Below are 25,993 nucleotides of genomic sequence, written 5' to 3' on the forward strand. Positions count from 1 at the left end.
AGGTCTTTGAAAAACTCACTGTATTTACGTACAATTTGATTCGGTTTTGTGTTATGATGCCGCGCATATCTCACTGATATTACAGGAGAAACAGTATGCGCGGTTTTGAGCAGCAATCTGATGCTCTGTTCGTCTACATCTCGCCGGAATCCTTTGTGCCCAAGGATCATCCCTTGCGGCCCATCCGGCAGATGGTTGATGTGGCCCTTGATGATCTGTCTCCGGTTTTCTGTCAGATGTACTCCCACACCGGCCGGCCATCGGTTCCGCCAGAGCAATTGCTCAAGGCAATGCTGCTGCAGGTGCTGTACTCGATTCCCAGCAACGTCAAGCTGGTGGAACAGATTCACTTCAGCATCCTGTTCCGCTGGTTCCTCGGTCTCGGTCTTGATGAGCCAGTTTGGGATCACTCCAGTTTCAGCAAGAACCAGGAGCGCCTGATTGAGACCGATGTTGCCACAAAGTTCCTGGCAGCGATCCTTGAGCAGGCCAGAGGCAAGAAGCTGCTGTCAAAAGATCACTTCAGTGTTGACGGTACCCTGATCCAGGCATGGGCCTCCATCAAGAGTTTCAAACCCCGAGATGACGATCAGGAGCCGCCAGCGGGAAAGAATCCGACCCGTGACTTCCGGGGTGAGAAACTGGTCAACGATACTCATGCCTCGACCACCGACCCGGAAGCAAAGCTGTATCGCAAGAGCAGCACCCATGAGGCCAAGCTGTCGTTTGCGGCCCATGTCCTGACCGAGAACAGAAATGGGCTGGTCATGGTCAGCACCGTCACCGAAGCCGATGGCTTTGCCGAACGCGATGCCGCAGAAAAGATGCTTGGCAGCGTTGTCAATGGCAAGCGGCGCATCACGGTGGCTGCCGACAAGAACTACGACACCAAGGGATTCGTCAAAGCAGCTCGTACCATGAAGGCGACGCCCCATGTTGCCCAGAATACAGAACGCAACGGTGGTTCAGCCATTGACGGACGCACCACCCGGCACAGTGGGTATGCAGTGAGCCAGAAATTCCGTAAGCGCATCGAAGAAGTATTCGGCTGGCTCAAGACTACCGGCCAGTTTCGGCAGACCCGCTATCGGGGAGTGACCAAAATCAACTGGTACTTCACCCTGGCGGTAACCGCTTACAACCTGGTCCGAATGCGAAACTTGGGGGTTGGTACCGCATAAAGTGGGGAGAAAACCGCCCACAAGGCGAAACCGGGCCGAATAATCGGCCAAAAAGAGTTTCAAAGAGCAAGATAACCGCAGAACAAACAACAAAATCAAACTGAGCCGTCCCGAAAAATCTCTCCTGGAGGTCATGGGGGCAAAAACAGGGAGTTTTTCAAGACCCTGCTAGATACCGAGCACATAACTTAGGATCAAAGCAACTATTTTTTGTATTAAATAAATAATCCATAATTATAATTTAATTATACTAGGTATTATTCTTTGCTCCATTGTACACGATCGCAATGAACAACACCCCACGGTCGATGTAACCAGTGAACTATCTTACCGCAGTTTACGACCTCAAACAGTGGGTAGTGGAAAATTGCGTCCCATGGAGTAGTCACTGCTGTCTGATTTATGCCTGAAATTATTAAATATTGTCCAGGTGTAAGCACAAAGTCCTCTATTTCCAATTTAATGACATGCTTACCAGGAGGCAAGTCAATATAATAGTCATTGTCCCATGAAAATATAACGCTTACAAACTGTGCTTCAGCATTCAGAATGGAAAAAGATAGGTTTGCACCATGTATTTGAGAATAAACTTCCAGTTCAAAAAAAATATCTAATCTATCACCCATCACCAGCTCTGATATTCGTTCTCCATCCTTTTCAACCCAAATATCAGTATAGCGAACCTTCACATTGTCTTCGTAAGCCTTTTCCACGTATTCACGTCTATAAAAATCAAGGTTATATCTTTTTTCGTTTTCACTTCCCACTGACTCACTTAGATACTTGCCTACCGCCTCAAGCGTTTCACCGAAGAAGAGCAGTTTCCCCTTGCCGAGGAAAGCACAGTTCTGCGTCAAGGTGTGGATCGCACCCATGTTATGACTCACAAACAAAACCGTACGTCCTTCCTTACCCACCTCTTCCATTTTACCCAGACACTTTTTTTGAAACTGTGCATCACCCACCGCCAGCACCTCATCAACAATTAGGATCTCTGGTTCCAGATGCGCTGCTACTGCAAACGCCAACCGTACATACATACCCGAAGAATATCTCTTCACCGGCGTATCGAGGAACTTCTCAATCTCCGCAAAAGCAACAATCTCATCAAACTTGCGGGCGATCTCCGCCCGATTCATACCGAGTATGGCCCCGTTCAGAAAAATATTTTCCCGTCCGGTCAGTTCAGGGTGAAAGCCGGTCCCAACTTCCAGGAGGCTCGCAACGCGTCCCTTGATCCTGACGCGCCCCTCTGTCGGCTCGGTAATACGGCTTAGTATCTTGAGCAACGTCGACTTCCCCGCACCGTTGCGGCCGATGATACCAATTCGATCACCCTGCTTCACCTCGAACGAAACATCCTTCAAAGCCCAAAACTCTTCGGCATGTGCGACCACTTGGCTCGTTCCGGGCGTAAACATCCGGCGGCAGAACGCACGCGCCCCATCGGCAAGCACGTCGCGCAGGGCCGTGTAGGGTTCCCTGCCCTGGTGGCTGATGAGGTATTTCTTCCCGAGATTCTCGACCGAAATGACGTTGCTCATAGTCTTTCAGATAATATCGGCGAAGGCGCGTTCAGTTTGTCTGAAGTATCGAATGCCAAGCACGAGAAGCACAGCAGTGCCGGCGACCGCCAATGCAAGCCTGTCCCAGCTCAGTTTCTGCCCTTCACCAAGAATCGCCCAGCGAAACCCGTCGATCACGCCCACCATGGGATTCAGAGAATAGATCAGTCGCCAGCGCTCCGGCACCACTGAACTGCTGAACCCCACCGGCGAGATATACAGGCCGAACTGTACGATAAAGGGCACCACGTAGCGGAAATCGCGGTATTTGACATTGAGGGCAGCCAGCCACAAACCGCTCCCCAGAGCGCAGAGCAGCGCCAGCAGGAAGAACAGCGGCAGCGTCAGCATGCGCCAGTCAGGCCACACGCCATACCAACTCATGAGCAGGAAAAGCAGGACAAGCGAGATGATGAAATCCACGACGCAGACAATTATTGCGCTTGAGGGAACTATCAGTCGGGGGAAGTAGACCTTTGAAAGTAGGTTGCTGTTGACTACCAGCGAATTGCTGCATTCGGCGAGGGCTGTGGCAAAGAATTGCCAGGGGAGCATGGCAGCGAAAACCATGACCGGGTAGGGTGCACCCTGAGAGGGAAGACCGGCAAATGTCCCGAAGACAAGCGTAAAGACAACCATGGTTGCCAGAGGGCGCAGTACGCTCCATGCAATGCCGATGGCTGTCTGCTTGTACCGGACGAGAATGTCGCGCCACGCAAGAAAGTAAAACAACTCGCGATAGCGCCAGACATCGCTCCAGTAGCGGACTTCAGTCCGCCCCGCCTCGATAATGATCTCTTCTTGTGCCTGACTCCCTGTCCCTGGGTTCATCTGCATGACCTATCGATAGTTAAGGCTACCGCTGCGAAAGGGGGCCGTCAGCACACCCCACAGAAATCCGAGCCCAAAGCGACCCATTTCGCGGTACTTGCGGGATGGCGCCAGCACCAGCGGCAGATGGCGTGAACAGTTGACCACCGCCAATAACCATGTAACCAGCGGATAGCGTTTTCTGATCCCATAAAAAGAAGACCCCACCGCCATTGGTTTGCCGAGGTTCGTGACATAGAGCGGCGGATGCCGGTAGGCCAGTTGCGGTACGGCAGCGCAACGATTGCCGGCCGCATGGAAACGGATGACGAACTCAACATCCTCCTGGCCGATGAATGACGACATGAACCCGCCCAGAGAGGCAAGCACTGTGCGGCGATAGGCCGTACAACGGCTCGTCATGAAAAACGGGTCGTGAAAATCATAGCGGTCGTCCACAAAGGCGAAACTGGCCTCACCGTGGGGCATGATGGCCGAAACGCCGGGCTGCGCGTCAAAATAGGCCACCATCGTTTTCAGAAAATCGTCCTGCAGGATTATGGTGTCATCGTCGAGAAAAAGAATGAATTCTCCCCGCGATCGCTCAAGCCCGAAGTTTCTTGAGTACCCCATGAGGCCATACTGTTTGTCGAGAGGAGCATAGACAATGGGCAAGCGTGAGGAAAATTCCTCGGCCAGCGCCCTCCCCTCATCGCTGCCTCCGCGATCTTCGACCAAGATCACCTCAAAGGCCGACCGAGGGAAATCCTGCTGGGCAAGGGACCAGAGAATACCGGCAAGAACGTTCAGGCGCCCGTAGAAATTGATGATGCAGGACACCCTGATACCGTCCCGCGCCGGCGGCACATCGCAGTCCCCGTGCAGGTCAAAGGGGAAAAGGCTGAAAAGGTTTTGTAGCAACGCAGTCCGCATTGAACTCCTAGAAATAGAGGCGCCAGCCGATGATGGCAGCCCAGGCCAAGCTTACCAGCAGCAGCGGGATGTCTTTCAAGAGCGATTCGGTCGGATCCCCGCTCTGACCTGATTTCACCCTCAAAATATACCGTAAGAGCCCGAAACAGCAGAGAGGAACGGTATAAAACAAATGACTACGGGAAAGGGTGTACATGCTGTACGTGACAAGTACCGCCCCTCCCGTCAAATACATGGCTCCCTCCAAAAAACCGTCGGGGTAGCCGGCCAGACTCTTGCGATGGAGTCCTGCCCCGTCTCCCAGGTTGTGCTTCTCGGTAAGGCGTTTGCCGATGCTCAGGAAGAGCGCCAGGAGAAACACACTGAGGAAGAGCCAGCTCGATATCGGTACTGCAAAAGCCTCGCCACCGGCCTCAAGGCGGATGATGAAGCCTGTTGCCACACAAAACACGTCAAGCAGGGGTATATCTTTGACCTTCAGGGAATAAATTGCCGTGACCAGGAGATAGAGCAGCAGGAACAACAAAAAGCGCGGGGACTGGGTTATTGCCGCAACCCCGATTCCTGCTAAAACCAGAAAACCGGCAAGGGCAGTTGCCACGGCAGGACTCACTACACCGGAAGGCAGGGGACGGAACCGCTTCGTCGGATGGAGCCGGTCCTGCTCACTATCCATAATGTCATTGAGTATGTAGCCGGCGCTGGAGGCGAGACAAAAGGCACTGAAAGCAGGTATTCCCTTGACTGCGACTTCCGGGGCAAGAATTGCCCCGGAAAGGAAGGGAGGGAAAAAAAGCATCAGGTTCTTGAGCCATTGGGTAGGTCTTAAAATTCTCGGGTAATTTTTCATGTTGATTGGGAACTAGATTTAAGGACTGACAAATCAAATCTTGGATTTTCCCTCCACAATTGAAAGAAAAAAATCCTCAAGGTGTCGCCTGCGAGGCTCAACCAACAAAATCTCTTCTCCCTCAATCCTGAGTCGGTCGAGAAGTTCTGTTAACTCTTCCTTTGAGACATCGTAGTCAGAGGAATCACCTCTTCCTGAGCGGCGAGATCGCACTTGGTAGCCAATAACTCCTTCACTCATAATCTGATCTACGCGGACGACACATTGCAATTCACCATTCAAGATAATCGCTACCCGATCACAAATTTTTTCAACATCGTTAACAATGTGAGAACTGAAGAAAACTGTCTTTCCTCGACGTCGCAAATCGAGAATTATATCTTTCACCAACGCCCTACCAACTGGGTCAAGGCCGCTCATGGGCTCATCAAGAATATATACATCTGGATCATGCACCAGCACCTGTGCAAGCCCAACCCGTTGAACCATCCCCTTGCTGTAGCTGCGCATGGGTCGCTTTCGGGCGTCCCATAACTCCAACAACTTAAGAGTTTGTTCAATCCGTGGTTCTAAGGGTTCAGACGGCATTTTGAACATTCCCCCGACAAATCGTAGGTATTCAAGTGCATTCAAATAATCGTAGAATGCGGGATTCTCAGGAAGATAACCAACCGCCTCACGGGCCACACCAACTGTACTGTCTTTTCCCATAATGCTGGTACTGCCATGAGTCGCCTTGACTAATCCCATAATGATTTTAATAGTTGTGCTTTTCCCTGCCCCGTTCGGGCCGAGAAAGCCGAACACTTCGCCTTGATCAATTGAGAGTGAAAGGTCCCGGAGCGCCTCAACACAAACGCCACGCTTTCCCCGATAGATCTTGCTCAAATTAGATATTTCGACGGCCTGCATGTGATTATTCTCCTGATGACGTTGGAGTTCTTTTTAATGCAAATTTGCTTGTAGTACGAATCTTGCCGTCAGCCTCCAGGAAAAAAGTTCCGCCATATGGATCTTGAGGTAGAGATACTAAAAATCCAGTAACCAACAACTCATCAATTGACACAGGGAGGCGACCGTTTACCGCGACAAATCCATCCCTCGCCTGTTCAACCTTCAGGACTTGCCGGAATGCTTCTAGGCGCAACTGAAAACTGTTTCGAATATCTGGGTTTCGAGCTTCCTTCGCCATGGCAGCCAAATAATCGATCGCAAGGTTTGTCTGCCCAGACTCTTGCAAATAGCGGCCTGTCAGACTAACAAAAAGATCGTTGCCAGACAACTCCGCAGCACGTTGAAAATATTTAGCAGCATTGGCATAATCCTCCTGAAAGTAAGCACAATTGAAACCTGCGAAATACGGCAGTTGAAAGTCCCAATTCCGGAACTTCATACCATAATCGAGAAGTGCGTTCGCAACGTCGATTTTACCGACATCCCAAGCCAAAATTGCCTGCGCAAAATAATACCCATCCATATTGTAGGGATCCAGCTTTACGCCTGAATGGATGGTTCGAGACATGGCACGGTAGTCAGCAGGGAGTTCAATCTTACCACGAGCTTTCTCCACCAGTGTGCCGTAATAGACTATTACCTTAAAAATGAGAGCTGCTGCCACGGACTCTTTCTGATCAGCTACAACTGCTTTCAACAGGTCAGCATTGGGTGTGTAGCCTAGTCTTTCCACAAACGGCTTCTTGTGAAGATAGTCGGTAAATGGTTGCAACAGCAAACCATAACAGAGCAAGCAAAAAACCAGCAATATAACAATAAATTTTGGGGATGTCTTATTCATGGTCTATTACTTCATTTCACGATGTAAAAATAGCAAAGCAGCGCTGATCAAAATCAAAGACGTGTAAACAAAACAGTATAGAACAGTCAAAACCAATCCCTTGCCATCCGGTGCAATGGCGTAAATGGCGTTGACTTTCAAATCAAAGGCAGAAAAATTAGGCAGAACGTAATATAGAACCGTTGCTACTTTTTTTACATATGGAGCGATATCCACTGAAGTCGATGAATGCAAGTAATCATAGACCTGTTGCGAAGCACAGCCAACTATAAAAATACAAATTGTACCGAATACTGGCAAAAAGAACGAAGTACTTACTGTGGAAAATAAAATAGCAATTGCAATCAAAAGGAGATATTTGAAGACATCAAATGCTATTGCTGCAACCAAATAGGACCAAACTACTGGCCGATCCGGCGGATATGTCCCAGAAACCAGCCACACAATAAGCAGTGCAATTCCGCCAAGGACGCAGGCCGTCATAGTCATAAAAAGCGCAACACCCATAAATTTTCCGAACAAATATGACCAGCGATCGATAGGCAAACTGAGAACACTGAACGTGTATCTACGTTCGATATCTTTCCAGAGCGAAGTGCCACCAAGAAACACCGCCAGCAACAACAGAATAAAGGATAGCAATGACAGTGATAGTGTTATTGAAAGTTCAGTTACCTGCCTCATCGAAAGGGAACATACTGATGGTATCAGCAAAAAAATTATTCCAACTACTATAATTCCGTGGAATACACGGTCGCGAAAAATCCCCTTCAACGTTACCACCGCCATGTTAAACATTACCAAGTCTCCTCATTCTGAACACAATCATCGAATTTTTCTGCCAACCGTCGTGCGGCATCCCGATAATGGGCATTTACAGGAGCCCGCTTAGCTGCATCAAGAAAGGCGGATCGTGCCTTGGCATTATCGTGGAGTTGAAGATATACCAGCCCAAGACGATAGGAATAAAATGGATCCCCAGTAAGAGTCCTGAGCTGCTCCAACAATGGAGCCATATCACTAAGCAATTTACCACTGTCCTTTCCTACCACCATCAATTCCTTGTCGTATACTTTGATCAATTTGCCAAGAATCATAACCTTATGACGTCCGGGCTTTTCAAGCACTTTTTTTAAAAAACGCCGTGCCCCTTCAAAATCTCCCTGCTCAGTCAACATCATTGCCCGATTGACATGACCAATCTGAACATTATTAAGATCGTCGGAAAGCTCCATGGAGTTTAAGATTGCTCGCGCTTCATCAAGCCTACCATGGCCTACCAAGGCATTTGCAAGTTCGTTTTGCGCTGGGATGAAATCTGGTGATTTCCGCACCGTATCCTGATAGAGGGTTAGATTGTCCTGCCAGACAAGATTACGGGACGCAGTTCCATAAGCTGCTACTACACAGATAGCAACAACACAAACAATGACAATATTCTTACGGGGATACAGCGCAATTCTCCGGTCTACTAGAAGCGTTGTTGCAAGTAAAAAAAAGGCAGAGGGAAGATACATGTATCGCTCGGCAATTGGTGTCCATGTCATACGAAGCACAGGAATCATCATGGCAGAGATGCCGACCGAAACAGAGCAGACAAAAAAATATGATGGCAGATCCCGCCGATAGAGCCACCAAATACACAGTGGTACTAGCAGAAATCCAAGTAGAATATAGAAGTCAGAAACATGGATAATGCCGAAATTGAGAGGGAAGGGTAAAAACAGTTTTTTCAGATAAAATCCGGCAGCTTTCACAATCAATCGACCATTTTCCAACAGGCCGACCTTCTCTCCGCCCCCGAGACTAGCCGCAATCGTGGCGACTCCCTCGTCACTCGTACTGAAAGCACCGGTCCTCACCAGAACATACCCGATTCCTGAAGCAAGTAATACAAGACAATGGAGCCATCCATTACGTACGCTTGCTGCCACCTTCGGAGTATCGCTATTCTTATTTAATGAAAAGAAAGGGAATATAAATGCTGCTGGCAGAAAGAAAACTGCTGTTTCTTTAGCAAGACACGCAAGTAAAATAGAGCCTGCAACAGCAATGGAATATCCTAACGGCAGGGGGCGTTTATCCACAAAAAACATGAGATAAACAGCGAGAAAGATGAATATACCGGCAATCAGGTCAGTTCGGCCTGAAACCCAAGCAACCGACTCAACATTTAGAGGGTGAAGCGCGAAAAGAAGCGCTACGGCCAGTGGCGCCAAAGAATCACGCCCCTCGTATAGCGTCCATAATTTATGTGCGATGGCAAAAATCAGTAATACATTTACTAAATGAAATAGAACATTATCCAGATGCATGAAGCTCTGTTCCAATCCCCAGAGTTTCTGGTCCAGATAAAAGGTTAAGGCCAGAAGTGGCCGGTAGTACTGCCCGCCACTTGGCGTAAAGATATCCCTCAACGTCAATCCATCTGCATTGAGAAAATAGCCGTACATATCAATGTCATCTACGGAATTAAGCGGAGCAAAGAGCACGGGGTAATTGATACCCAGCACTATAAAGATAAGAAACAGGATAGATGTTCGCAAGGAAAGATGAGTTTTCATGAGTGCTTTAACAAAAAAGGCGGGATGTCGTAACATCCCGCCTTGAGATCAAGCATCGCTGGCTACATCGTAGTCCAACCCTCTACGCCGTCAAAGGTGTCTTTGCCAGTTTTATACGTGATACTTTCACCCGTTCCCTTAGTAGTGACATCTTTAACATAAATGGAGGTACTGTCATGTGCTGAGCCGTATGCCTTGGTTCCATTTACATGTTGGGTAGCAACTGAATAGCCAACTGCGCTGGTTGTCACTGCCAACATAACCCCTGTAGAACTTTTGGCAATTCGTGACTGATCAGTAGTAGGAACAGTACCAGTAGTACCTTTCAGTCCATAGAGGCTAAGCCCAGTCTTGGTCTTATCCAGTCCTGTAGGCTCTGCAGCAAGCGCCACAGAGGCAGAAAGAGCAAGTAGCGAAATAGTAAAGGTAATCTTTTTCATTATAATCTCCTTTCAAACAGTTTACGATTTACTGAGCGTAATCAACTTTGCCGGGATATTCTTGATTATCGGCCATAAACGACTCCATACCGGTCTTAACGTTCTTCAAATCCGAGTTGGCAGCAGAGTTGTACGCCTTTTCACGATACGCCGAGAACTGCGGGATCGCGATTGCAGCAAGGATACCGATGATCGCAACGACGATCAGCAGCTCGATGAGGGTGAAGCCTTTCCTGTTTCTGAGTTTCTGTAGCATGTGCATCTCCTTTCTTCTTTTGCTGCTTGTGTTGGGGTATGGGGGTAATTGGCCAATTATCCGTTTAATCCTTAAACGTTATCGTGAATATAGCAAAAGCCGAACCAACTCACCTACTCCAGTCATTCCGGCATGTTACCATAAACCCCATAAACAGCCTACCCCTTTCCCACCTATTTCGTCACTTTCGTCTGACGTTTTTCGTCACCCGCAAGAAGATCACTCCTCATCCATCCCGAATTTCGCCAAGCGGTACCTGAAGGACCGAAACGTAAGCCTCAGCAATTCGGCTGCTTTCTTTTTAACGCCGCCACTGCGCTCCAGGGCCTGGAGCAAAATCCGCTTTTCAATGCCGTCCAGGTAGGCTTCGAGATCCATGCCCTCTTCAGGCAGTTCACACTCGGCGGCCGCACCACATTCGGGGCGCTTGCCCGCGTGGAGTTGCGGAGGGAGGCATTCTTCCGAAATTTCCCGGTTGCCGAGCACGGAGCAGCGTTCGACCAAGTTCTCCAGTTCCCGGACGTTGCCCGGAAATCCGTATGACATGAGGAGCTTCAGTGCCCCCTGAGTTATGATGCGGTCACTGTAGGGGGGCTGGACGTACTTTTTGTAAAAGTGTTCAACCAGAATTGGGATATCGTCTCCACGCTCACGGAGTGGGGGCATTTTGACCTGGACCACGTTGAGGCGATAAAAGAGATCTTCCCGGAAACTCCCTTCCTTCACCTGCTCTTCCAAATCGCGATTGGAGGCGGCCACCAGCCGTACGTCGGCCTTCTGGTCAAGGGTTCCCCCTACCCTGCGGAATTCCTTTTCCTGGATGGCCCGAAGGAGTTTCGCCTGAAGCTGGAGCGACACCTCTCCGATTTCATCCAGAAAGAGGGTGCCCCCCTCGGCCTGCTCGAAAAGGCCGGGACGATCACCGACGGCGCCGGTGAAGGCCCCCTTCTTGTGACCGAAGAATTCGCTCTCCATGAGGGTTTCGGGAATGGCGCCACAGTTGACCGCAACAAAGGGTTTTCCCTTGCGCTGGCTGTTGTAGTGGATCGCCCGGGCCACCAGTTCCTTGCCGGTGCCACTCTCGCCGAGAATGAGGACATTTGCGGTGCTCGGCGCCACCTTTTCGATCAGGGAATAAACCTCGCGCATCTTCTTGCTCTTGCCGATCAGGCCGCTGAAGCTGTACCGCTCCTGCACCTCCTGGCGCAGTCGCAGGTTCTCCCGCTTGAGATCTCTCTTTTCCAGGGCGTTACGGGCGAGAATCTTGACCTCTTCCACCTTGAAGGGCTTGGCGATGTAGTCGTACGCCCCGAGCTTCATGGCTTCCACGGCCTGCTCGGCAGTGGAAAAGGCGGTCATGAGGAGGACGGCCGTGTCGGGCGCCACCTCCTTGATGCGTCCCAGGAGGGTAATGCCGTCGAGCCCCGGCATTTTTACGTCGGAGATGACCAGGTCATAGGTCTTGCGTTCAAGACAGGCCAACGCCTCTTCCGCGCTGGCGGCCTGGTCGACGGTGTACCCCTCCCGGTCGAGCAGGATGGCGAGGAATTCGCGCATGCTCAGTTCATCATCCACTACGAGAACATGAATTTCCATGATAGTCCCTTCTGGCGGTTACTGACTGACTGTCGACTCTCCGCTGGATGGGGGAGTCGGCAGAAAGATGACAAACATCGTTCCTTTGCCCGGCATACTCTCAACGGCAATCCTGCCGCCATGGGCCTCCACGATCCGGTGAACGGTTGCGAGACCAAGGCCGGTACCGGTGGACTTGGTAGTGAAAAACGGCTCGAAGATGCGAGCTGCGGTGGTCTCGTCCATGCCGAGGCCGGTATCGGCAACCGAGATGTGATAGGTGATGCGTCGCTGCCCGCTGCCGCGTATCTCGTCGGACTGGCCGGCCTCAACCGTGATAGTCCCGCCTCCGGGCATGGCGCCTGCGGCATTGCCCATCAGATTCCAGAGAACCTGGCGAAACTGGTCCGGGTCCAGCAACGGCCGAAAATGGTTGTCAACCCGGTTGTCGATCACAACTCCCTCGAATCGCTCGTCGGACGTGACGAGCGCCGCCAACTCCGCCACGAGTGCACGGAAATCGACCGGCCGCGGCTCAGGCTGGTTGGGGCGGGCATAGGCGAGAAAATCGCTGATCAGGCCGTTGAGCCGATCCGTTTCCCTCAGGACGATGTCGAAGAGGCGCCGGTCAGGATCGGACACGGCTCCGCCCTGGGCAATGAGCTGGGTCGCCCCGCTGATGGCGGCCAGGGGGTTGCGGATCTCGTGGGCAATCCGGGCGGAAAGCTCGCCAATGGCCGCCAACCGGTCGGACTTCTTGAGGCTCTCCTCCATCCTCCTGACCTGAGTTACATCCTGAAAATTCAGTAGGATACCGGCTGCATCGCTGTCTTTCAACATCAGCGGCACACTGCTGAAGCCGATGGTGAGCTTTCGTCCCATCTTGGCAATGAACTCGAATTCACCCCTCTTCACGTTGGCAAGCCCGTCAGCGTAGACACGAAATCCCGGCAGCACGTCGAACAGATGACGGTCATAGGCCTCGGCAAGGCCGATGCCGGTGAGCGCCTCGGCGTACCGGTTGAAAACCCGGATCCTTCCCTTGCCCGTTACGGTAATGAGCCCGCTGTTGAGATTCGAGACGATGGTGCTGTTGAGGCGTTCGAGTTCGTCGTAATCAATGGCCTTCTGTTCAAGCTCGGTTTCGCTGCGACGCGCCCGTTCCGCCAGGTAGCCGGTGAGGAGCGCGGTGGAGCAAAAGGCGATGATGTTGAGGAAAATCGTATAAAAGATGTAGGTGGTGCCCAGTTTCTGCGCCGGTACGGGGCTGAGCCCCAGGCCAACCAGCCTGCCGAAATACTGCAGGTCCATAATGGCGCCATAAATGATGGCGCAGAGGGAAGCCGTATAGAGGGCTTCCCGGCGGGCGAGCAGTACGCTGGCGCTGGTTATGGCGAGCAGATACAGGAAGGAAAAGGGGCTCGTGACGCCGCCGGTAAAAAGGATCAGCAACGTCACGAAAAGGATGTCCCAGATGATCTGGAAATAGGTGACGGTCTGATCGTAGCGCGCGGTAACCCTGAGAAATACAAGGGAAACGATCGAGAAGCCATAGGTGGCCACTACGATTTTGGTGATTCCCTCAAGGGCATATTCGCCCAGGGGACCGGTCCCCTTCATTCTCAGGATGATGGTGGACGCCAGAAACAGTGAGACCACGATCATCCGGGCGAGGATGAACCAGGCGACGCGCCGGTTTTCCTTCATCGCTTAGCCGCCAACGGTTCCCGCAAGTTTGAAGATCGGCAGGTACATGGCAATGACGAGCCCGCCGACGGTGGTGCCGAGAAACACCATCAGCATCGGCTCCATCAGGGCGGTCATGGCGCTCACGGCCTCGTCCACTTCGTCATCGTAGAAATCGGCGATCTTGCTCAGCATGGCATCCATGGCCCCGGTGGCCTCGCCCACGGAGATCATCTGCACGACCATGGGGGGAAAGACGCCGCATTCCTGGAGCGGCTCGGCCATGGTCTTGCCTTCGGAGATGGCCTGACGAACCTTGAACACCGCCTCCTCCACCACCTTGTTGCCGGCGGTCTTGGCAACGATCTCCAGCCCGTCCATGATCGGCACCCCGCTGGAGATGAGGGTCCCCAGGGTTCGGGTGAACCGGGCAACGGCCACCTTTTTGATGATTGGTCCGGCAACGGGCGCCTTGAGGGCAAGAGCGTCTATCTTTTTTCTGCCGCCTACCGTTGCGTAGTACTTTTTGAAGCCAATCACAAGGGCAAAGACAAGGCCTATGATCAAGAGAATGTATTTAACCACAAAGTTACTGAGATTGATGACGAATTTGGTTGGTCCCGGCAGATCTCCGCCGAATTCCTGGAACATCTTGGCAAAGGTCGGAATGACGAACACCAGAATGACGCCGACAACGATAACGGCAATTGCCATGATCGTTGTCGGATAGACCATGGCCCCCTTGACCTGCTTCCTGAGTTTCATCGCTTTTTCGATATAGGCGGCAAGACGGTTCAGGATCGTGTCGAGGATGCCGCCGACCTCGCCGGCTGCAACCAGGTTCACGTAGAGCTGGTCAAAGACCTTGGGATGCTTGGACAGGGCATCGGCAAAGGTGGACCCCCCCTCCACCGACTCCTTCACCCTGATGAGAACGTCCTTGAAGGTTTTATTTTCCTGCTGGCTGGAGAGGATGTCGAGGCATTGCACCAGGGGCAGGCCAGAGTCGATCATGGTGGCGAACTGCCGCGTGAATACCACGAGATCCTTGGTTTCCACCTTGGGGGCAAAGCCGGGAAGCTTGATCTCCATGGAGAGGCCTTTCCCCTCCTCCTTCACGGAAATGCTGCCGAACCCGTATTTTTTGAGCTGGGCCTCCACGGCGGCGGCGCTGGCCGCCTCCATGACCCCCTTCTGGACGGTGCCGGTCCTGCTTCTCGCTTCCCAGTTGAACTTGGGCATCTTTCTCCTCCTGTGTACGGATCGACCCGACGGCGGTTACCTCATTTGAGGGCGCGGACCCGACGGCCGCTGGCCGCTGGCCAGCATCTGCTTGAGCTCGTCGGGATCGGACGAACGGGCCATGCCCACGTCAAGCGAGATCCGTCGCTTCTGCAGCAGACTGAACAGGGACTGGTTCATGGTCTGCATGCCGAACTTTTCCTGCCCCACCTGCATCTGGGAATAGATCTGGTGGATCTTGTCCTCGCGGATCAGGTTGCGGATGGCCGGATTGGGCACCATCACCTCCAGGGCCAGCACCCTCCCCTTGCCCGACACGTTCGGGAGCAGGGTCTGGGATATGACCCCCTCCAGGACGAAGGAAAGCTGGGCGCGAACCTGGGGCTGCTGGTAGGGGGGGAATACGTCCACGATCCGGTTTATGGTCTGCACCGCCGAGTTCGTATGGAGTGTGGCAAGGCAGAGGTGCCCGGTTTCGGCAAGGGTCAGGGCCGCCTCGATGGTTTCCAGGTCCCGGAGCTCGCCCACGAGGACCACGTCCGGGTCCTGGCGCAGGATGTATTTCAGGGCGTTCTTGAAGCTTTTGGTGTCGGCCCCCACCTCGCGCTGGTTCACCACGCAACTCTTGTGGGGATGGAGGTACTCGATGGGATCCTCGATGGTCACGATATGATCGTGCCGCTCGGTGTTGATCTTGTCGATGATGGCGGCCAGGGTGGTCGACTTGCCGCTGCCGGTGGGGCCGGTAACGAGGATCAGCCCCCGCGGCTTCTCCGCCAGTTCCTTCACCACTGGCGGCAGACCCAGTTCCTCAAAGGTGAGAATTTTGTAAGGGATCACCCGGAACACGCCGGCAACGGCCCCCCGTTGAATGAACACGTTCCCCCGGAAACGGGAAAGCCCCTTGATGCCGAAGGAAAGGTCAAGCTCGTTGGCTTCCTCGAATTTGTGCTTCTGCTGCTCGGTGAGGATGCTGTAGCAGAGCTGTTTGGTGTCCACTGCATTGAGCGGCGGCATCTCGAGGGGGATCAACTGACCGTCGACCCGGATCTGGGGAGGCGAATTGGTGGTGATGTGAAGGTCCGAGCCCCCACGGCCGACCAGTTCGGTCAGCAGTTGATGCATATTGGCCATCGTGAAGTCTCCTAATCGTCGGCCACGGTAACCCGCAGCACCTCTTCGAAGGAGGTGACCCCCTCCTTGAGCTTGGTAAGACCCGATTGGCGCATGGTCTTGATGCCCAGGCGCATGGATTCGCGTTTGATCTCGGCCGTGTTGGCACCGTTGAGAATCAGCTCCCTGATTTCCTCCAGCATGGGCATGACCTGATAGAAACCGACACGTCCCTTGTAGCCGGTGTTGTTGCACTTGGCACAACCGGCGCCGTGATAGCAGACGTATTCGGGAGCTTCCTCGGGAGGAACGCCCGCATCGATCAGGGCCTGAACCGGAATCTCCTCCACCGCCTTGCACTCGGAGCAGACCCGACGGGCGAGGCGCTGGGCGGTAATCAGGTTCACCGCCGAGGCCACCAGAAACGGCTCGACCCCCATGTTCAACAGCCGGTTGATGGTGGCCGGGGCGTCGTTGGTGTGGAGGGTCGAGAGGACCAGGTGGCCGGTGAGAGCTGCCTTGATGGCGATCTCGGCCGTTTCGAAGTCCCGGATCTCTCCGATCATGATGATGTCCGGGTCCTGGCGCAGGAACGAGCGGAGCGCGGCGGCAAAGGTGAGACCGATATCTTCGTGCATCTGCACCTGGTTGATGCCGGCGAAGTTGAACTCCACCGGGTCCTCGGCAGTGGAGATGTTCTCAGTGGTCTTGTTGAGTTCGGCAAGCGCCGAATAGAGAGAAACCGTCTTGCCGCTCCCCGTGGGTCCGGTCACCAGCACCATGCCGAAGGGCTTGTGAATCGCATCCTTGAAGTAGCTCAGCGCGGTGGGCTCGTAGCCCAGCTTGGTCATGTCGAGCTGGAGGTTCGACTTGTCCAGGAGCCGCAGAACCACTTTCTCACCGAACAGGGTCGGCAGGACCGACACCCGGTAGTCCATGTCCTGTCCGCCACCCATTTTGATCTTGATGCGGCCGTCCTGGGGAAGCCGCCGTTCGGCGATATCCAGATCGGCCATGATCTTGATCCGCGACGTGATGGCGTTCTTCAGCTTCAGGGGGGGCTTCATGACTTCGTAGAGGACGCCGTCGATCCGGTAGCGCACCCGGAAGGTCCGCTCGTAGGGCTCGATATGGATATCGCTCGCCTTCTTCTTGATCGCGTCGGTGAGGATCAGGTTCACGAGCTTTACGACCGGCGCATCCTCGGTGGCCCGTTCGAGGGAGGAGACGTCCACCTCCTCGTCTTCGCCGACGACCTCCAGATCGTCCATCTCCAGGTCGCTCATGACGTCCGCCAGGGACGCGGACTGGTCATAGTGCTTGTCGATGGCGGTCTTGATGGACGACTCGGAAGCGACGACCACCTCCACGTTGTAGCCGGTCATGAACTTGATGTCGTCGATGGCAAAGATGTTCGACGGGTCAGCCATGGCGATGATCAGGGTCGAGCCGGCCCTGTTCACCGGGACGATCTGATACTTCTGGGCCACGTCAGCGGGGATGATCTTCACCACTGCCATGTCGGCTTCGAATTCGCTCAGGTTTATGGAGGGAACGCCGTACTGCTTGGAGAGAAACGTGGTGAGATCGGGCTCGGTGACAAGGCCGTTCTTGACGAGGATGGAACCAAGGCGCTGCTGGCCGCCGGAGGTTCGCTGCTCGTCCAGTGCCTTGGCAAGTTGTTCCTTGGTGATGATGTTATTTCGAACCAGGAGTTCTCCCAGTCTGCTAGCCTGCATAGACTCTCCGGCACATTGGCAAAAAAACTATCATAGGTCGTTAAAAATCCAATGTCAATAAGTAGTTAGTCCATCAACGCCGCCATGAGACACCCTTTCATGAGCCCCTCGGGAGGCCGCACTCCGGTCCAGATTTCCAGTGCGCACTCCCCCTGGGACGCCAGCATGCCGATGCCGTTGGCGCAGCGTATGCCGCAACGCTCAGCCTCGGCGAGCAGGGGGGTGACAGCGGGGACATAGACCATGTCGTACACGGCACCGTGGGAACCCATGCGGGAGAGATCCATGCCCGGGAAAGCGGTCCCCCCCATGCCCACGGAAGAGGTATTCACCAGCAGGTCAAAATTTTGAACGCACCGATTCAGGTTCTCAGGGTCGAGGGAAATTGCAGCAAATTGTGTGCCGACAAAGTGCCGCCCGAACGCCTCCGCCAGTTCTTCCCCCCTGGCGATGCTCCGGTTGGCGATAACCACCGATGCCGCCCCTGCACCGGCCAACGATGCAACTGCGGCCCGGGCGGCGCCACCTGCCCCCATGACGAGAATCCGACACCCGGCCGGATCAAAACCGAGATCCTGGCGCAGGGAGTGAATAAAGCCCGTTCCGTCGGTGTTGTATCCGACCAGCTCGCTCCCTTCGCGTTTTACGACATTGACGGCGCCGATCAGCCCGGCTTCCGGCGAGAGCCGGTTCAACAACGGCAGGATGGCTGATTTGTGGGGAATGGTCACGTTGAAGCCGACAACGCCCAGTGCCGCCAATCCCCTCACCGCGTCGGCCAGGCGGTCCTCCTCAACGGCAAAGGGAACGTAGGCGTAATCGAGCCCCATGGCTTGCAGCGCCGCATTCTGCATGAGAGGCGAAAGCGAATGGGACACCGGCCGACCGATAATCCCCAGTACCCTGGTAGCACCCGTAAATGGCATGATTACCTCGCTCCATAGGCCGCAAGCACCTGTTCCACCTGTGCCCGCAACTCGGGGGCTATGGCCGCGGCGGCCCGCAACTCCTCCGCTCCCTGTTGGCGGTAGCCCATGCGTAGCAGTATTTCTCCGGCCTCCATGCGGCAACTGGCGTAAATGAGGATCGCCTTGCCCGTGTCCAGGTCCCTGAAGCCCATCTGGCTCGTGTATCCCCGTGAGGCATAGAGCCTCCACACTGACAGATCGGGCGGCCGGAGGACGGATCCGCCGTCATTGATCAGTTGATAACAGATGCCGCGCTGCTTCAGGCCGTATTCGGCAAACGGCAGGGAGTAACGCGTTGAAAAATCTATAAATATCGGCCTGCTGGCAATCTGTTCCGCCACGGCCAGCTTGAGAGCCGCTTCAGCCGACTGCTTTCCCTCCGGCACGGTCCGGAGCACGCTCCTGCCGAACAGGTGGGGAAAGGCGTCAAGATACCAATCAAAAACCAGGTGGGGCGTGTGCAGGAGGTCCAGATCCTCGCGCATCCGCTCCACTCCCTGAAGGTACCAGAGGGGAAAGGCACCGCTGTCGCCCCATGTGAAGAGAACCGCGTCCGGCGAGAGGGAGCGCAGGGTATTGGTGGCGTAATCGAAGGCCACATAATTCTCGTGCTGATCGTTCTCGTAGTAGTTCATGGCGCAGATGGCCGAGGGGAGCACAAGGAGCAGCAGTCCCGCCATAAGCTTTATCGGCACCGATCGCAGTTTCTCCACCGGATTGTTCCTGAGCGCCAGCCGCAGCAGCGTAAAGAGCCCCAGGCCGATGAACACGGCCGAAAGGAGGTAGATCGGGGTGAAGAACTCCTCGGTGAGAAAGATGAGATCGCCGGGCGTATTGAAATAGCCGACAATAACCAGCAGCGAACAGGCAATGGCGAGCAGGTAGGCGATGATTTCGTCCCGGCGCCGCATGAGAAAGGCAAAAAGCCCCACCAGCAACAGCGCAAGCCCGACCCACGTGAACTCCCGCGGGAGGTTGAAAGCGGAAAGCTGCTGCCAGGCAAGGGCCAAGTTCCGGGCCGGCGGCTCCACCGGATATCCCTTGCGGAGAAAATTCCAGAGAAACAGGTCGAGAGTCCGGGGATCTCCCCAGTTGAGCAGGGGGTTGCGCAGGGCACGGATCGGCATGTGGAGCTGAATGGCAAACCCCATGAGACCAAAGGCGACCGTGAGAGCAAGCTCCTTCACCCTTGCCGCCAAACGCCAGTTTTTGGAAAGGATCAGCCACGCATAGGCCGGCAGCATGAGCACTATGGTCTGATGGGCGCCCGTGGCGAGACCGCAGATGAATGCCCCCAGGTAGATGTGGGACGGCCGCATCTCTCCCTCATCGTAGCGCTCGCGCCAGGTGACGAGAAGATAAAAGACCATGGCTGCCATGAAGGCAACCAGGGGATAGGGCTTGTCGTGGTTCGACTGGAGCCAGAGCCGCGCGGAAAAGGCAAAGGCAAGGGCCGCGGCCAGTGCGCACCCCCTGGCAAAGGTATCCGAAAAACGCAGATCCGGAACCAGCTCTTCCCGCTTCAGCAGATGACGCGTAAGGAAATAGACGGCAAAGCAGGCCGCTGACGCGGAAACGGCCGTGGCGATATTGACCCGGAAAGCGATAGTGCCGAAGGGAAGCCAGGTGAATGGTTTGCCGTAATTGACGAACAGGGGATAGCCGGGCGAATGGGCCGTGCCCAGGGAATGGATGGCCGTTATGAACTCGCCGCTGTCAAAAAACGTCACTGACGGGGCGAGAGTCAGCAAATAAACGGCAAGAGGTATGGTGAACGACAGGACGGCAAAGGGGTCGATCCGACGAAAAATGGCGGATTGGGATGCGCGCATCAGAACCTCTCCATGAATCTCATTTCCCCCCTGAAGGGGTCCCGGCCCCCGGCAAGGGCCCACTGCACCGCAGCGCCTTGAGGGAAAGGCCTTCCCTCCAGAGAAAGGCAATACCCACGGCAATGACCGGAACATAGTTGATGCCGTGAATCACGATGGCCGCGCTCAAGGCCGTCTCGCGGGGAACTCCGAAGGCCAGCAGGCCATAGACGCACGCGGCGTGGTACGTTCCCACATATCCCGGCGACGCCGGCACCATGACCGCAAAGACCAGCAGGACCAGGATGAACAGGGAAACGGCGAACGGGAAGGAAAAGCCGAAGGCTCGCAGGACCAGGTCCACGGGGATTACCGCCAGGACCCAGATGGCCACGGATGTGCTCCCCACCGCCCACCACTCCCGCGGACGGGGCGAAATCCTTACCCCGCCGAGAAAGGAGCCGACCAGCGGAATGACCCGTTCCGCCAACCGTGCCGGAAAGGGGCGGAGCAGTCGCTCGAGAAACCGGAGCGATGCCGCGGTCTTCCTTTTGAGCAGCACGAGCGCCACAACCACCACAGCGTACAGGCCGAGCATCATGTACCCGCCGATCACGAGCCCCTGCCCGATTGCCTCGCTTCCCGCCGGAAGCTGAAGCGTGAACAGGGTTGCGAGCAGAAAGAGAAGCACCGTGAAGCCATCCGTCAGGCGATCGAGAACCAGGGTGGCGAACACCGATCCCGGCTCCATTTCCTCACGCCTGGCCAGCACCCAGGCCCGGATGAACTCTCCCAGTCGCGCCGGCAGCAGGTTGTTGGCCATGTAACCGATGAGGGTGGCGGAACACAGGTTGGCGAAGCGGGTTTCGCCCAGGGGAGAGAGGAGATACTTCCAGCGCAGGGCACGGACGAGGTAGCTCAGGAGCGTAACGGCCACCGCCGCGACCACGTAGCCGGCATGGATGCCCCGGAACGCACGCAGAAGCTCATGCCCATCCACCGAGCGCACCAGCAGCGCCACAAAAAACACACTGATCCCGATTCCGAGCCAGAAACGTCGGTCGCCCGGCACCCTTCTCACGCCGCATCACCGCCGAGATAGTCGCGGTATTCGATGATGGAGACGCCGGCCAGGATCTCGCGACACCGGGCCACATCCCTGCTGATTCCCTCCTTGAGGGCATTGAGATCGGGATAGCGCAGCTCCTCACGGACCCGATCCACGAAATACACGCGGATTTCCTTGCCGTAGAGGTCGCCGTCGAAGTCGAGGATATGAACCTCGATGGTCACCTCTTCATTGCCGAAGGTGGGATTATTGCCGATGTTGCAGGCCCCGTCCCGGATGGTATCGTCCACTCGCACCTTGACGGCGTAGACCCCGGCGGCGGGGATCAATTCCTTTTCGGTCAGGAGATTGGCCGTGGGGAACCCCAGGTCCTTCCCGCGCCGGCGGCCGTGAACCACCGTTCCTCCCACTGAATAGTGCCGGCCGATCAGGCTGACCACCTCACGGACATTGCCCGCCGCGATCACGCGCCGTACGGCGCTGCTGCTGTATACCGTCCCGCCGCTGGCGATCTGATCGAGCACGTCCACCTCGAAGCCGTGCGCTTCGCCCATCCTCCGGAGCATGGCCACATCGCCTTCACGGTTCCTGCCAAAGGCATAATCATAGCCGATGACGAGCTTCTTCACCCCGATCCGTCCCACGAGGATTTCGCCCACGAACCGTTCGGCGCTGATGGCGGCGAATTCGGCGGTAAAGGGGATCGTCAGAAGACAATCGATCCCTGACGCTTCGATGAGAAGCTCCTTCTCGGCATAGGTATTGATGAGGCGCAGTTCTTTCCGGAGTCCCAGGACCTTGAGGGGGTGGGGAGTAAAGGTGATCACCATGGAAACCCCGCCCAGCCGCGCAGCCTCACGCTTGACCCGCCGGAATATCTCGCGGTGCCCGAGGTGAACGCCGTCGAAGTTGCCAATGGTCACCACCGGGTTCGGCAGTGACGCGTGAATTTCGTCAATGCTCCGGAAGATCTTCATGATGCGGCGCCGGTCGGCCCCTCGCCGGCCACTGCCTCCACCGGCTTTTTCTTGCCGAAGAGAAGAACGAGCCAGACGCTGATTTCATACATCAGGTAGAGAGGCACCATGATGACGAACATGGTGATGAGGTCGGCGTGGAAGGCGGCCACAATGGAGCTTGCCAGAAGGGCGTAGCGGCGGTTGCGGGCAAGGAACGCATAGGTGACGACCCCGAAGCGCGACAGAAGCAGCATCAGGATCGGCAACTCGAAGATGAGGCCGAACATCAGGATCAGCCGGAGGCAGAAGTTGATGTACGCGCTCATGTTGAAGAGGCTGTTGAGCCCCTCCGCTTCATAGGACAGGGAAAAATTGATGATGACCGGCCAGATGACCACCAGGAAAAAGAGCGCTCCCACGCAGAAACTCACCGTACTTACGGTCACGAAGGGCACCACCATCCGCTTTTCCTTCCGGGTGAGCCCCGGTGCGATGAAAAGCCAGAGCTGGTAAAACACAACGGGTAGCGCAAGGATGAATCCGGCAATAACCGATATCTTGCACTGGACGAAAAAGGGCTCAAGGGGGGCGCTGTAATTGAGCTTGCGCTCCTTGGGTGCCGCGTTCATCGCCTTTTCCAGCTCGAACTGCTTGTATGCGGCCGGAAAACGCTTGCCCACCTCCTGATAAACCTGCTTCTTGATATCGGTCAGGTAGGTTTCGCCGGTGATCGGCTTTGTAACAAAATGGAGGAGGCCGTTCGAGAGGTTCCAGGCGAACCCCATGCCCACCACAACCGCCACAATGATGATGATAAGCCGCTTGCGCAGTTCCACCAGATGCTCGAGGAACGGCAGGACCTTCTGATTATCTTCTGACATGTCACCTCTACCTTGACGTGCGTGGTGTAACCGATAGACAGTAGCACAGCGTGACAACGTGAGTAAAGCGGACGGATGGCATGTCCGGGAAATGTCACCGCTTGCGCCGTCCGCCTTTGCCCCCGGTACGCTTCTCCCCGGCGCCACGGCCGGCCGCCCCCCCCGAGCCCCGGGAAACCTGACCGGCCTTGGGCCGCTTCCCCCTGACCGGTATCCGTGGATACTCCTCCGTTGCCGGCGCCCTTGCCGCCGAGCCCGGCCGGGCTTCGTGCAGCCCCGCGAGAACGAACTCCACCTGCCGCCGCTCAATGCTCACCGCGGCCACCAGAACACTTACCCTGTCGCCGATCCGGAAGGTCTCCTTTGTCCGTTCCCCCACCAGCGAATGCCGTTTCTCCTCGTAACGGTAAAAGTCGTTGGCCAGGGTAGAGACATGAACCATCCCCTCGACAAACAGATCGATCAGTTCTACGAAAAATCCGAAGGAACTCACCCCGGTGATATAGCCCTCAAAGGTTTCGCCGACCCGCTCTTTCATGAACTGGGCCTTCTTGAGCGCCACGATCTCCCGCTCAGCCTCCATGGCGAGACGCTCCCGGCGACTCGTCTGCTCGGCCGTCTCCGGCAGGGCGGCGGCCAGGCGTTCCTGTTCCTTCTCAGTCACGGCCCCGGCGAGAATGTCCTTGAGAATGCGGTGCACAACCAGATCGGGATAACGGCGGATGGGGGAGGTGAAATGGGTGTAGCAACGGGCCGCCAAGCCGAAATGCCCCAGGTTTTCGTGGCTGTAGCGGGCCTGCTTCATGCACCGCAGGAGCACCTCGTTGATCATCCGCTCCTCGGGCTTTCCTTCGGCTTCGTCGATGAGCCGCTGGAGTTCGTGGGGGTCGACCCGGTCGCCATCCATCCGGAAGACATAGCCGAAATTGAAGATGAACTCCTGGAAATCGGTCAGCTTGGCCGGGTCGGGCGGCTCGTGAACCCGATAGAGGGAGGGAACACCCCGCTCCTCGATATGGGACGCCACCGCCTCGTTGGCCGCCAGCATGAACTCTTCAATGATCCGGTGGGCCAGGTTGCGCTCGGACCGGACGATATCCACCATCTCCCCCTGGAGATCCAGGACGATCTGCGGCTCGGGCAGATCGAAATCAATGCTGCCGCGTTTCTTCCGCTTTTCCATGAGGCGTAGCGCCAACTCCTTCATTACTTCCAGGTCGTCTACCAGGTGGCGGTTGGCCCTGATTGCCTCCGGATCGCCGTCCACGAGCACCTTGCGGACCGTCGTATAGGTGAGCCGTGCGGCGCTCCTGACCACGCTCGGGTAGAACGACGAAGCTTTCATGGCCCCGTTGCGGGTAAACAGCATCTCGGCCGTGAGCGTCAGGCGCTCCACCTGGGGATTGAGCGAACAGATGCCGTTGGAAAGTTCCTCGGGCAGCATGGGGATACAGCGGTCCGGGAAATAGACAGAGGTTCCCCGCAGGTAGGCTTCACGGTCCAGGGCAGATCCCGGTTTCACGTAGTGGGACACATCGGCGATGGAGACCCAGAGCCGGATGTCGCCCCCCTTTTCCCGCTGCACGGATACCGCGTCGTCGAAATCCCGGGCCGTTTCACCGTCAATGGTGACGGTAAGCCGCTCCCGCAGATCCACCCGTTTGGCCAGGTCCCCCCTGCGCACCTGCTGGGGCGTGGAACGGGCCTCGGTCAGTACGTCTACGGGAAATTCAAAGGGAAGGTCATGCTTGCGGATGATGGTGAGGACCTCCACCTCGGGGTCGTCGGGAAAGCCCAACACCTCCACGATGCGCCCCTCCGCTTTTTTCCGCTCCGTGGGCCAGGCCGTAAGCTCCGCCACTACCACCTGCCCACTACGGGCTCCTGCCCATGCTTTTTGGGGAACCGCGATATCCCGGGTAATGCGGGTGTCGTCCGGCTGAACGAACCCCACCCCGCCGGCGGTGTCGAATCGGCCGACGATCCGCTTGAGTCCCCGTTCGATGGTCCGGATAATCCGCCCTTCCTTCTTCCCTCCACGCTTAAAGGATTCAACCCGGACTTCAACCACATCCCCGTGGAGGTTTCCCCCCAGGTATCGGGCCGGGACGTAGACGTCGTCTCCTCCCCCCTCGGGGGCCACGAAGCCGTATCCCTCGCGGTGGGTGACGAGGCGCCCCCGGACGACGGTTTCCTCCGACGGTACGGCGTAGCGGTTGCCGCGCTGTTTCACCAGATCGCCCGCCGACACCAGTTGGTCCACGAACTGCTTGAATCCCAGCCGATGGGCCTTGGTCACGCCGAAGGCCTGCATCATGTCCCTGAAGGGGGTGCTGCCCCCCTGCTCGCGGATGAACGCGAGGACCTCCTCCCGTTTCCGTTTCATCATCCGTCCCCTCTCCGGGCTGTACGCCACGGCTACTATGCATGCAGTTTCACGGCAAAGTCAATCCGTATACGGGCGCAATCACTGAAAAACCCTTTGCATTTTCCGCCCCCTTGCGGGTACTATTTAATCCGTTGACGCCGGCCGGCGGTTCGGGGCCGGCGTTTTTC

Annotated in this window: 22 protein-coding genes; 1 reads left to right on the top strand and 21 read right to left on the bottom strand. The window is 55.7% G+C overall.

All coding sequences use genetic code 11. The features are described from left to right. Positions 1-95 precede the first annotated feature (95 nt). Entirely contained in the window at positions 96-1,181 is a 1,086-nt protein-coding gene (locus AC6CDK_RS00980; RefSeq protein WP_192905150.1) for an IS5 family transposase, read from the top strand. Positions 1,182-1,438: 257 nt separating this feature from the next. Here AC6CDK_RS00980 and AC6CDK_RS00985 read toward each other — a convergent pair whose 3' ends face one another. From AC6CDK_RS00985 to rnr, 21 genes are all read right to left on the bottom strand, one after another. Further along, complete coding sequence (locus tag AC6CDK_RS00985; RefSeq protein WP_226048571.1) at positions 1,439-2,725, bottom strand: ABC transporter ATP-binding protein; 1,287 nt, start codon at positions 2,723-2,725, stop codon at positions 1,439-1,441. Positions 2,726-2,731: 6 nt separating this feature from the next. After that, positions 2,732-3,583, bottom strand: a complete 852-nt coding sequence (locus tag AC6CDK_RS00990) for an ABC transporter permease (RefSeq protein WP_192906038.1) — start codon at positions 3,581-3,583, stop codon at positions 2,732-2,734. A 3-nt stretch (positions 3,584-3,586) separates the two neighbouring features. Continuing rightward, entirely contained in the window at positions 3,587-4,489 is a 903-nt protein-coding gene (locus AC6CDK_RS00995; protein ID WP_010942149.1) for a glycosyltransferase family 2 protein, read from the bottom strand. 7 nt (positions 4,490-4,496) lie between these two features. Further along, positions 4,497-5,339 carry a decaprenyl-phosphate phosphoribosyltransferase gene (locus AC6CDK_RS01000; protein ID WP_192906039.1) on the bottom strand — a complete coding sequence of 281 codons (843 nt, stop codon included), beginning with the start codon at positions 5,337-5,339 and terminating at the stop codon, positions 4,497-4,499. A gap of 33 nt (positions 5,340-5,372) precedes the next feature. Continuing rightward, positions 5,373-6,251 carry an ABC transporter ATP-binding protein gene (locus AC6CDK_RS01005; RefSeq protein ID WP_039645147.1) on the bottom strand — a complete coding sequence of 293 codons (879 nt, stop codon included), beginning with the start codon at positions 6,249-6,251 and terminating at the stop codon, positions 5,373-5,375. A 4-nt stretch (positions 6,252-6,255) separates the two neighbouring features. Beyond that, positions 6,256-7,134, bottom strand: coding sequence for a tetratricopeptide repeat protein (locus AC6CDK_RS01010; protein ID WP_039645149.1), 879 nt, complete (start codon positions 7,132-7,134; stop codon positions 6,256-6,258). Between the two features lie 6 nt (positions 7,135-7,140). Beyond that, positions 7,141-7,932 carry an ABC transporter permease gene (locus tag AC6CDK_RS01015; RefSeq protein WP_039645151.1) on the bottom strand — a complete coding sequence of 264 codons (792 nt, stop codon included), beginning with the start codon at positions 7,930-7,932 and terminating at the stop codon, positions 7,141-7,143. Continuing rightward, positions 7,932-9,734 (bottom strand): tetratricopeptide repeat protein, encoded by a 1,803-nt coding sequence (locus AC6CDK_RS01020; RefSeq protein ID WP_066357519.1) that lies wholly within the window; start codon positions 9,732-9,734, stop codon positions 7,932-7,934. The genes AC6CDK_RS01015 and AC6CDK_RS01020 overlap by 1 nt, the downstream gene beginning before the upstream one ends. 26 nt (positions 9,735-9,760) lie before the next feature. Continuing rightward, entirely contained in the window at positions 9,761-10,138 is a 378-nt protein-coding gene (locus AC6CDK_RS01025; RefSeq protein ID WP_145915404.1) for a hypothetical protein, read from the bottom strand. A 28-nt stretch (positions 10,139-10,166) separates the two neighbouring features. Next, positions 10,167-10,394, bottom strand: a complete 228-nt coding sequence (locus AC6CDK_RS01030) for a type IV pilin protein (RefSeq protein WP_039645155.1) — start codon at positions 10,392-10,394, stop codon at positions 10,167-10,169. 219 nt (positions 10,395-10,613) lie between these two features. Continuing rightward, positions 10,614-11,990, bottom strand: coding sequence for a sigma-54-dependent transcriptional regulator (locus AC6CDK_RS01035; RefSeq protein WP_039645156.1), 1,377 nt, complete (start codon positions 11,988-11,990; stop codon positions 10,614-10,616). Positions 11,991-12,008: 18 nt separating this feature from the next. Next, a complete protein-coding gene (locus AC6CDK_RS01040; protein ID WP_066357521.1) occupies positions 12,009-13,676 on the bottom strand; it encodes a two-component system sensor histidine kinase NtrB in 1,668 nt (555 codons plus the stop codon). Positions 13,677-13,679: 3 nt separating this feature from the next. Further along, entirely contained in the window at positions 13,680-14,897 is a 1,218-nt protein-coding gene (locus AC6CDK_RS01045) for a type II secretion system F family protein (protein ID WP_039645160.1), read from the bottom strand. A 36-nt stretch (positions 14,898-14,933) separates the two neighbouring features. After that, positions 14,934-16,031 (bottom strand): type IV pilus twitching motility protein PilT, encoded by a 1,098-nt coding sequence (locus tag AC6CDK_RS01050; protein ID WP_039645162.1) that lies wholly within the window; start codon positions 16,029-16,031, stop codon positions 14,934-14,936. A gap of 11 nt (positions 16,032-16,042) precedes the next feature. Continuing rightward, positions 16,043-17,749: a type IV-A pilus assembly ATPase PilB gene (gene pilB / locus AC6CDK_RS01055; protein WP_039645164.1), complete on the bottom strand. Its 1,707-nt coding sequence runs from the start codon at positions 17,747-17,749 to the stop codon at positions 16,043-16,045. A 65-nt stretch (positions 17,750-17,814) separates the two neighbouring features. Then, the gene (gene aroE / locus AC6CDK_RS01060; RefSeq protein WP_039645166.1) at positions 17,815-18,675 is read right to left on the bottom strand and encodes a shikimate dehydrogenase; all 861 of its coding nucleotides are present in this window, start codon (positions 18,673-18,675) and stop codon (positions 17,815-17,817) included. Between the two features lie 2 nt (positions 18,676-18,677). Then, a complete protein-coding gene (locus AC6CDK_RS01065; protein ID WP_039645168.1) occupies positions 18,678-20,549 on the bottom strand; it encodes a glycosyltransferase family 117 protein in 1,872 nt (623 codons plus the stop codon). Positions 20,550-20,568: 19 nt separating this feature from the next. After that, positions 20,569-21,609 (bottom strand): lysylphosphatidylglycerol synthase transmembrane domain-containing protein, encoded by a 1,041-nt coding sequence (locus AC6CDK_RS01070; protein WP_039645171.1) that lies wholly within the window; start codon positions 21,607-21,609, stop codon positions 20,569-20,571. Then, positions 21,606-22,574 (bottom strand): bifunctional riboflavin kinase/FAD synthetase, encoded by a 969-nt coding sequence (locus tag AC6CDK_RS01075; RefSeq protein WP_039645173.1) that lies wholly within the window; start codon positions 22,572-22,574, stop codon positions 21,606-21,608. The genes AC6CDK_RS01070 and AC6CDK_RS01075 overlap by 4 nt, the downstream gene beginning before the upstream one ends. Then, positions 22,571-23,437 (bottom strand): twin-arginine translocase subunit TatC, encoded by an 867-nt coding sequence (gene tatC, locus AC6CDK_RS01080; RefSeq protein ID WP_192905303.1) that lies wholly within the window; start codon positions 23,435-23,437, stop codon positions 22,571-22,573. Before tatC ends, AC6CDK_RS01075 begins: the two co-directional genes overlap by 4 nt. Before the next feature lie 94 nt (positions 23,438-23,531). Continuing rightward, entirely contained in the window at positions 23,532-25,823 is a 2,292-nt protein-coding gene (gene rnr / locus AC6CDK_RS01085) for a ribonuclease R (RefSeq protein ID WP_192905333.1), read from the bottom strand. Positions 25,824-25,993: the final 170 nt, after the last annotated feature.

It is taken from the genome of Geobacter sp. PheSNFMC (assembly GCF_059620965.1).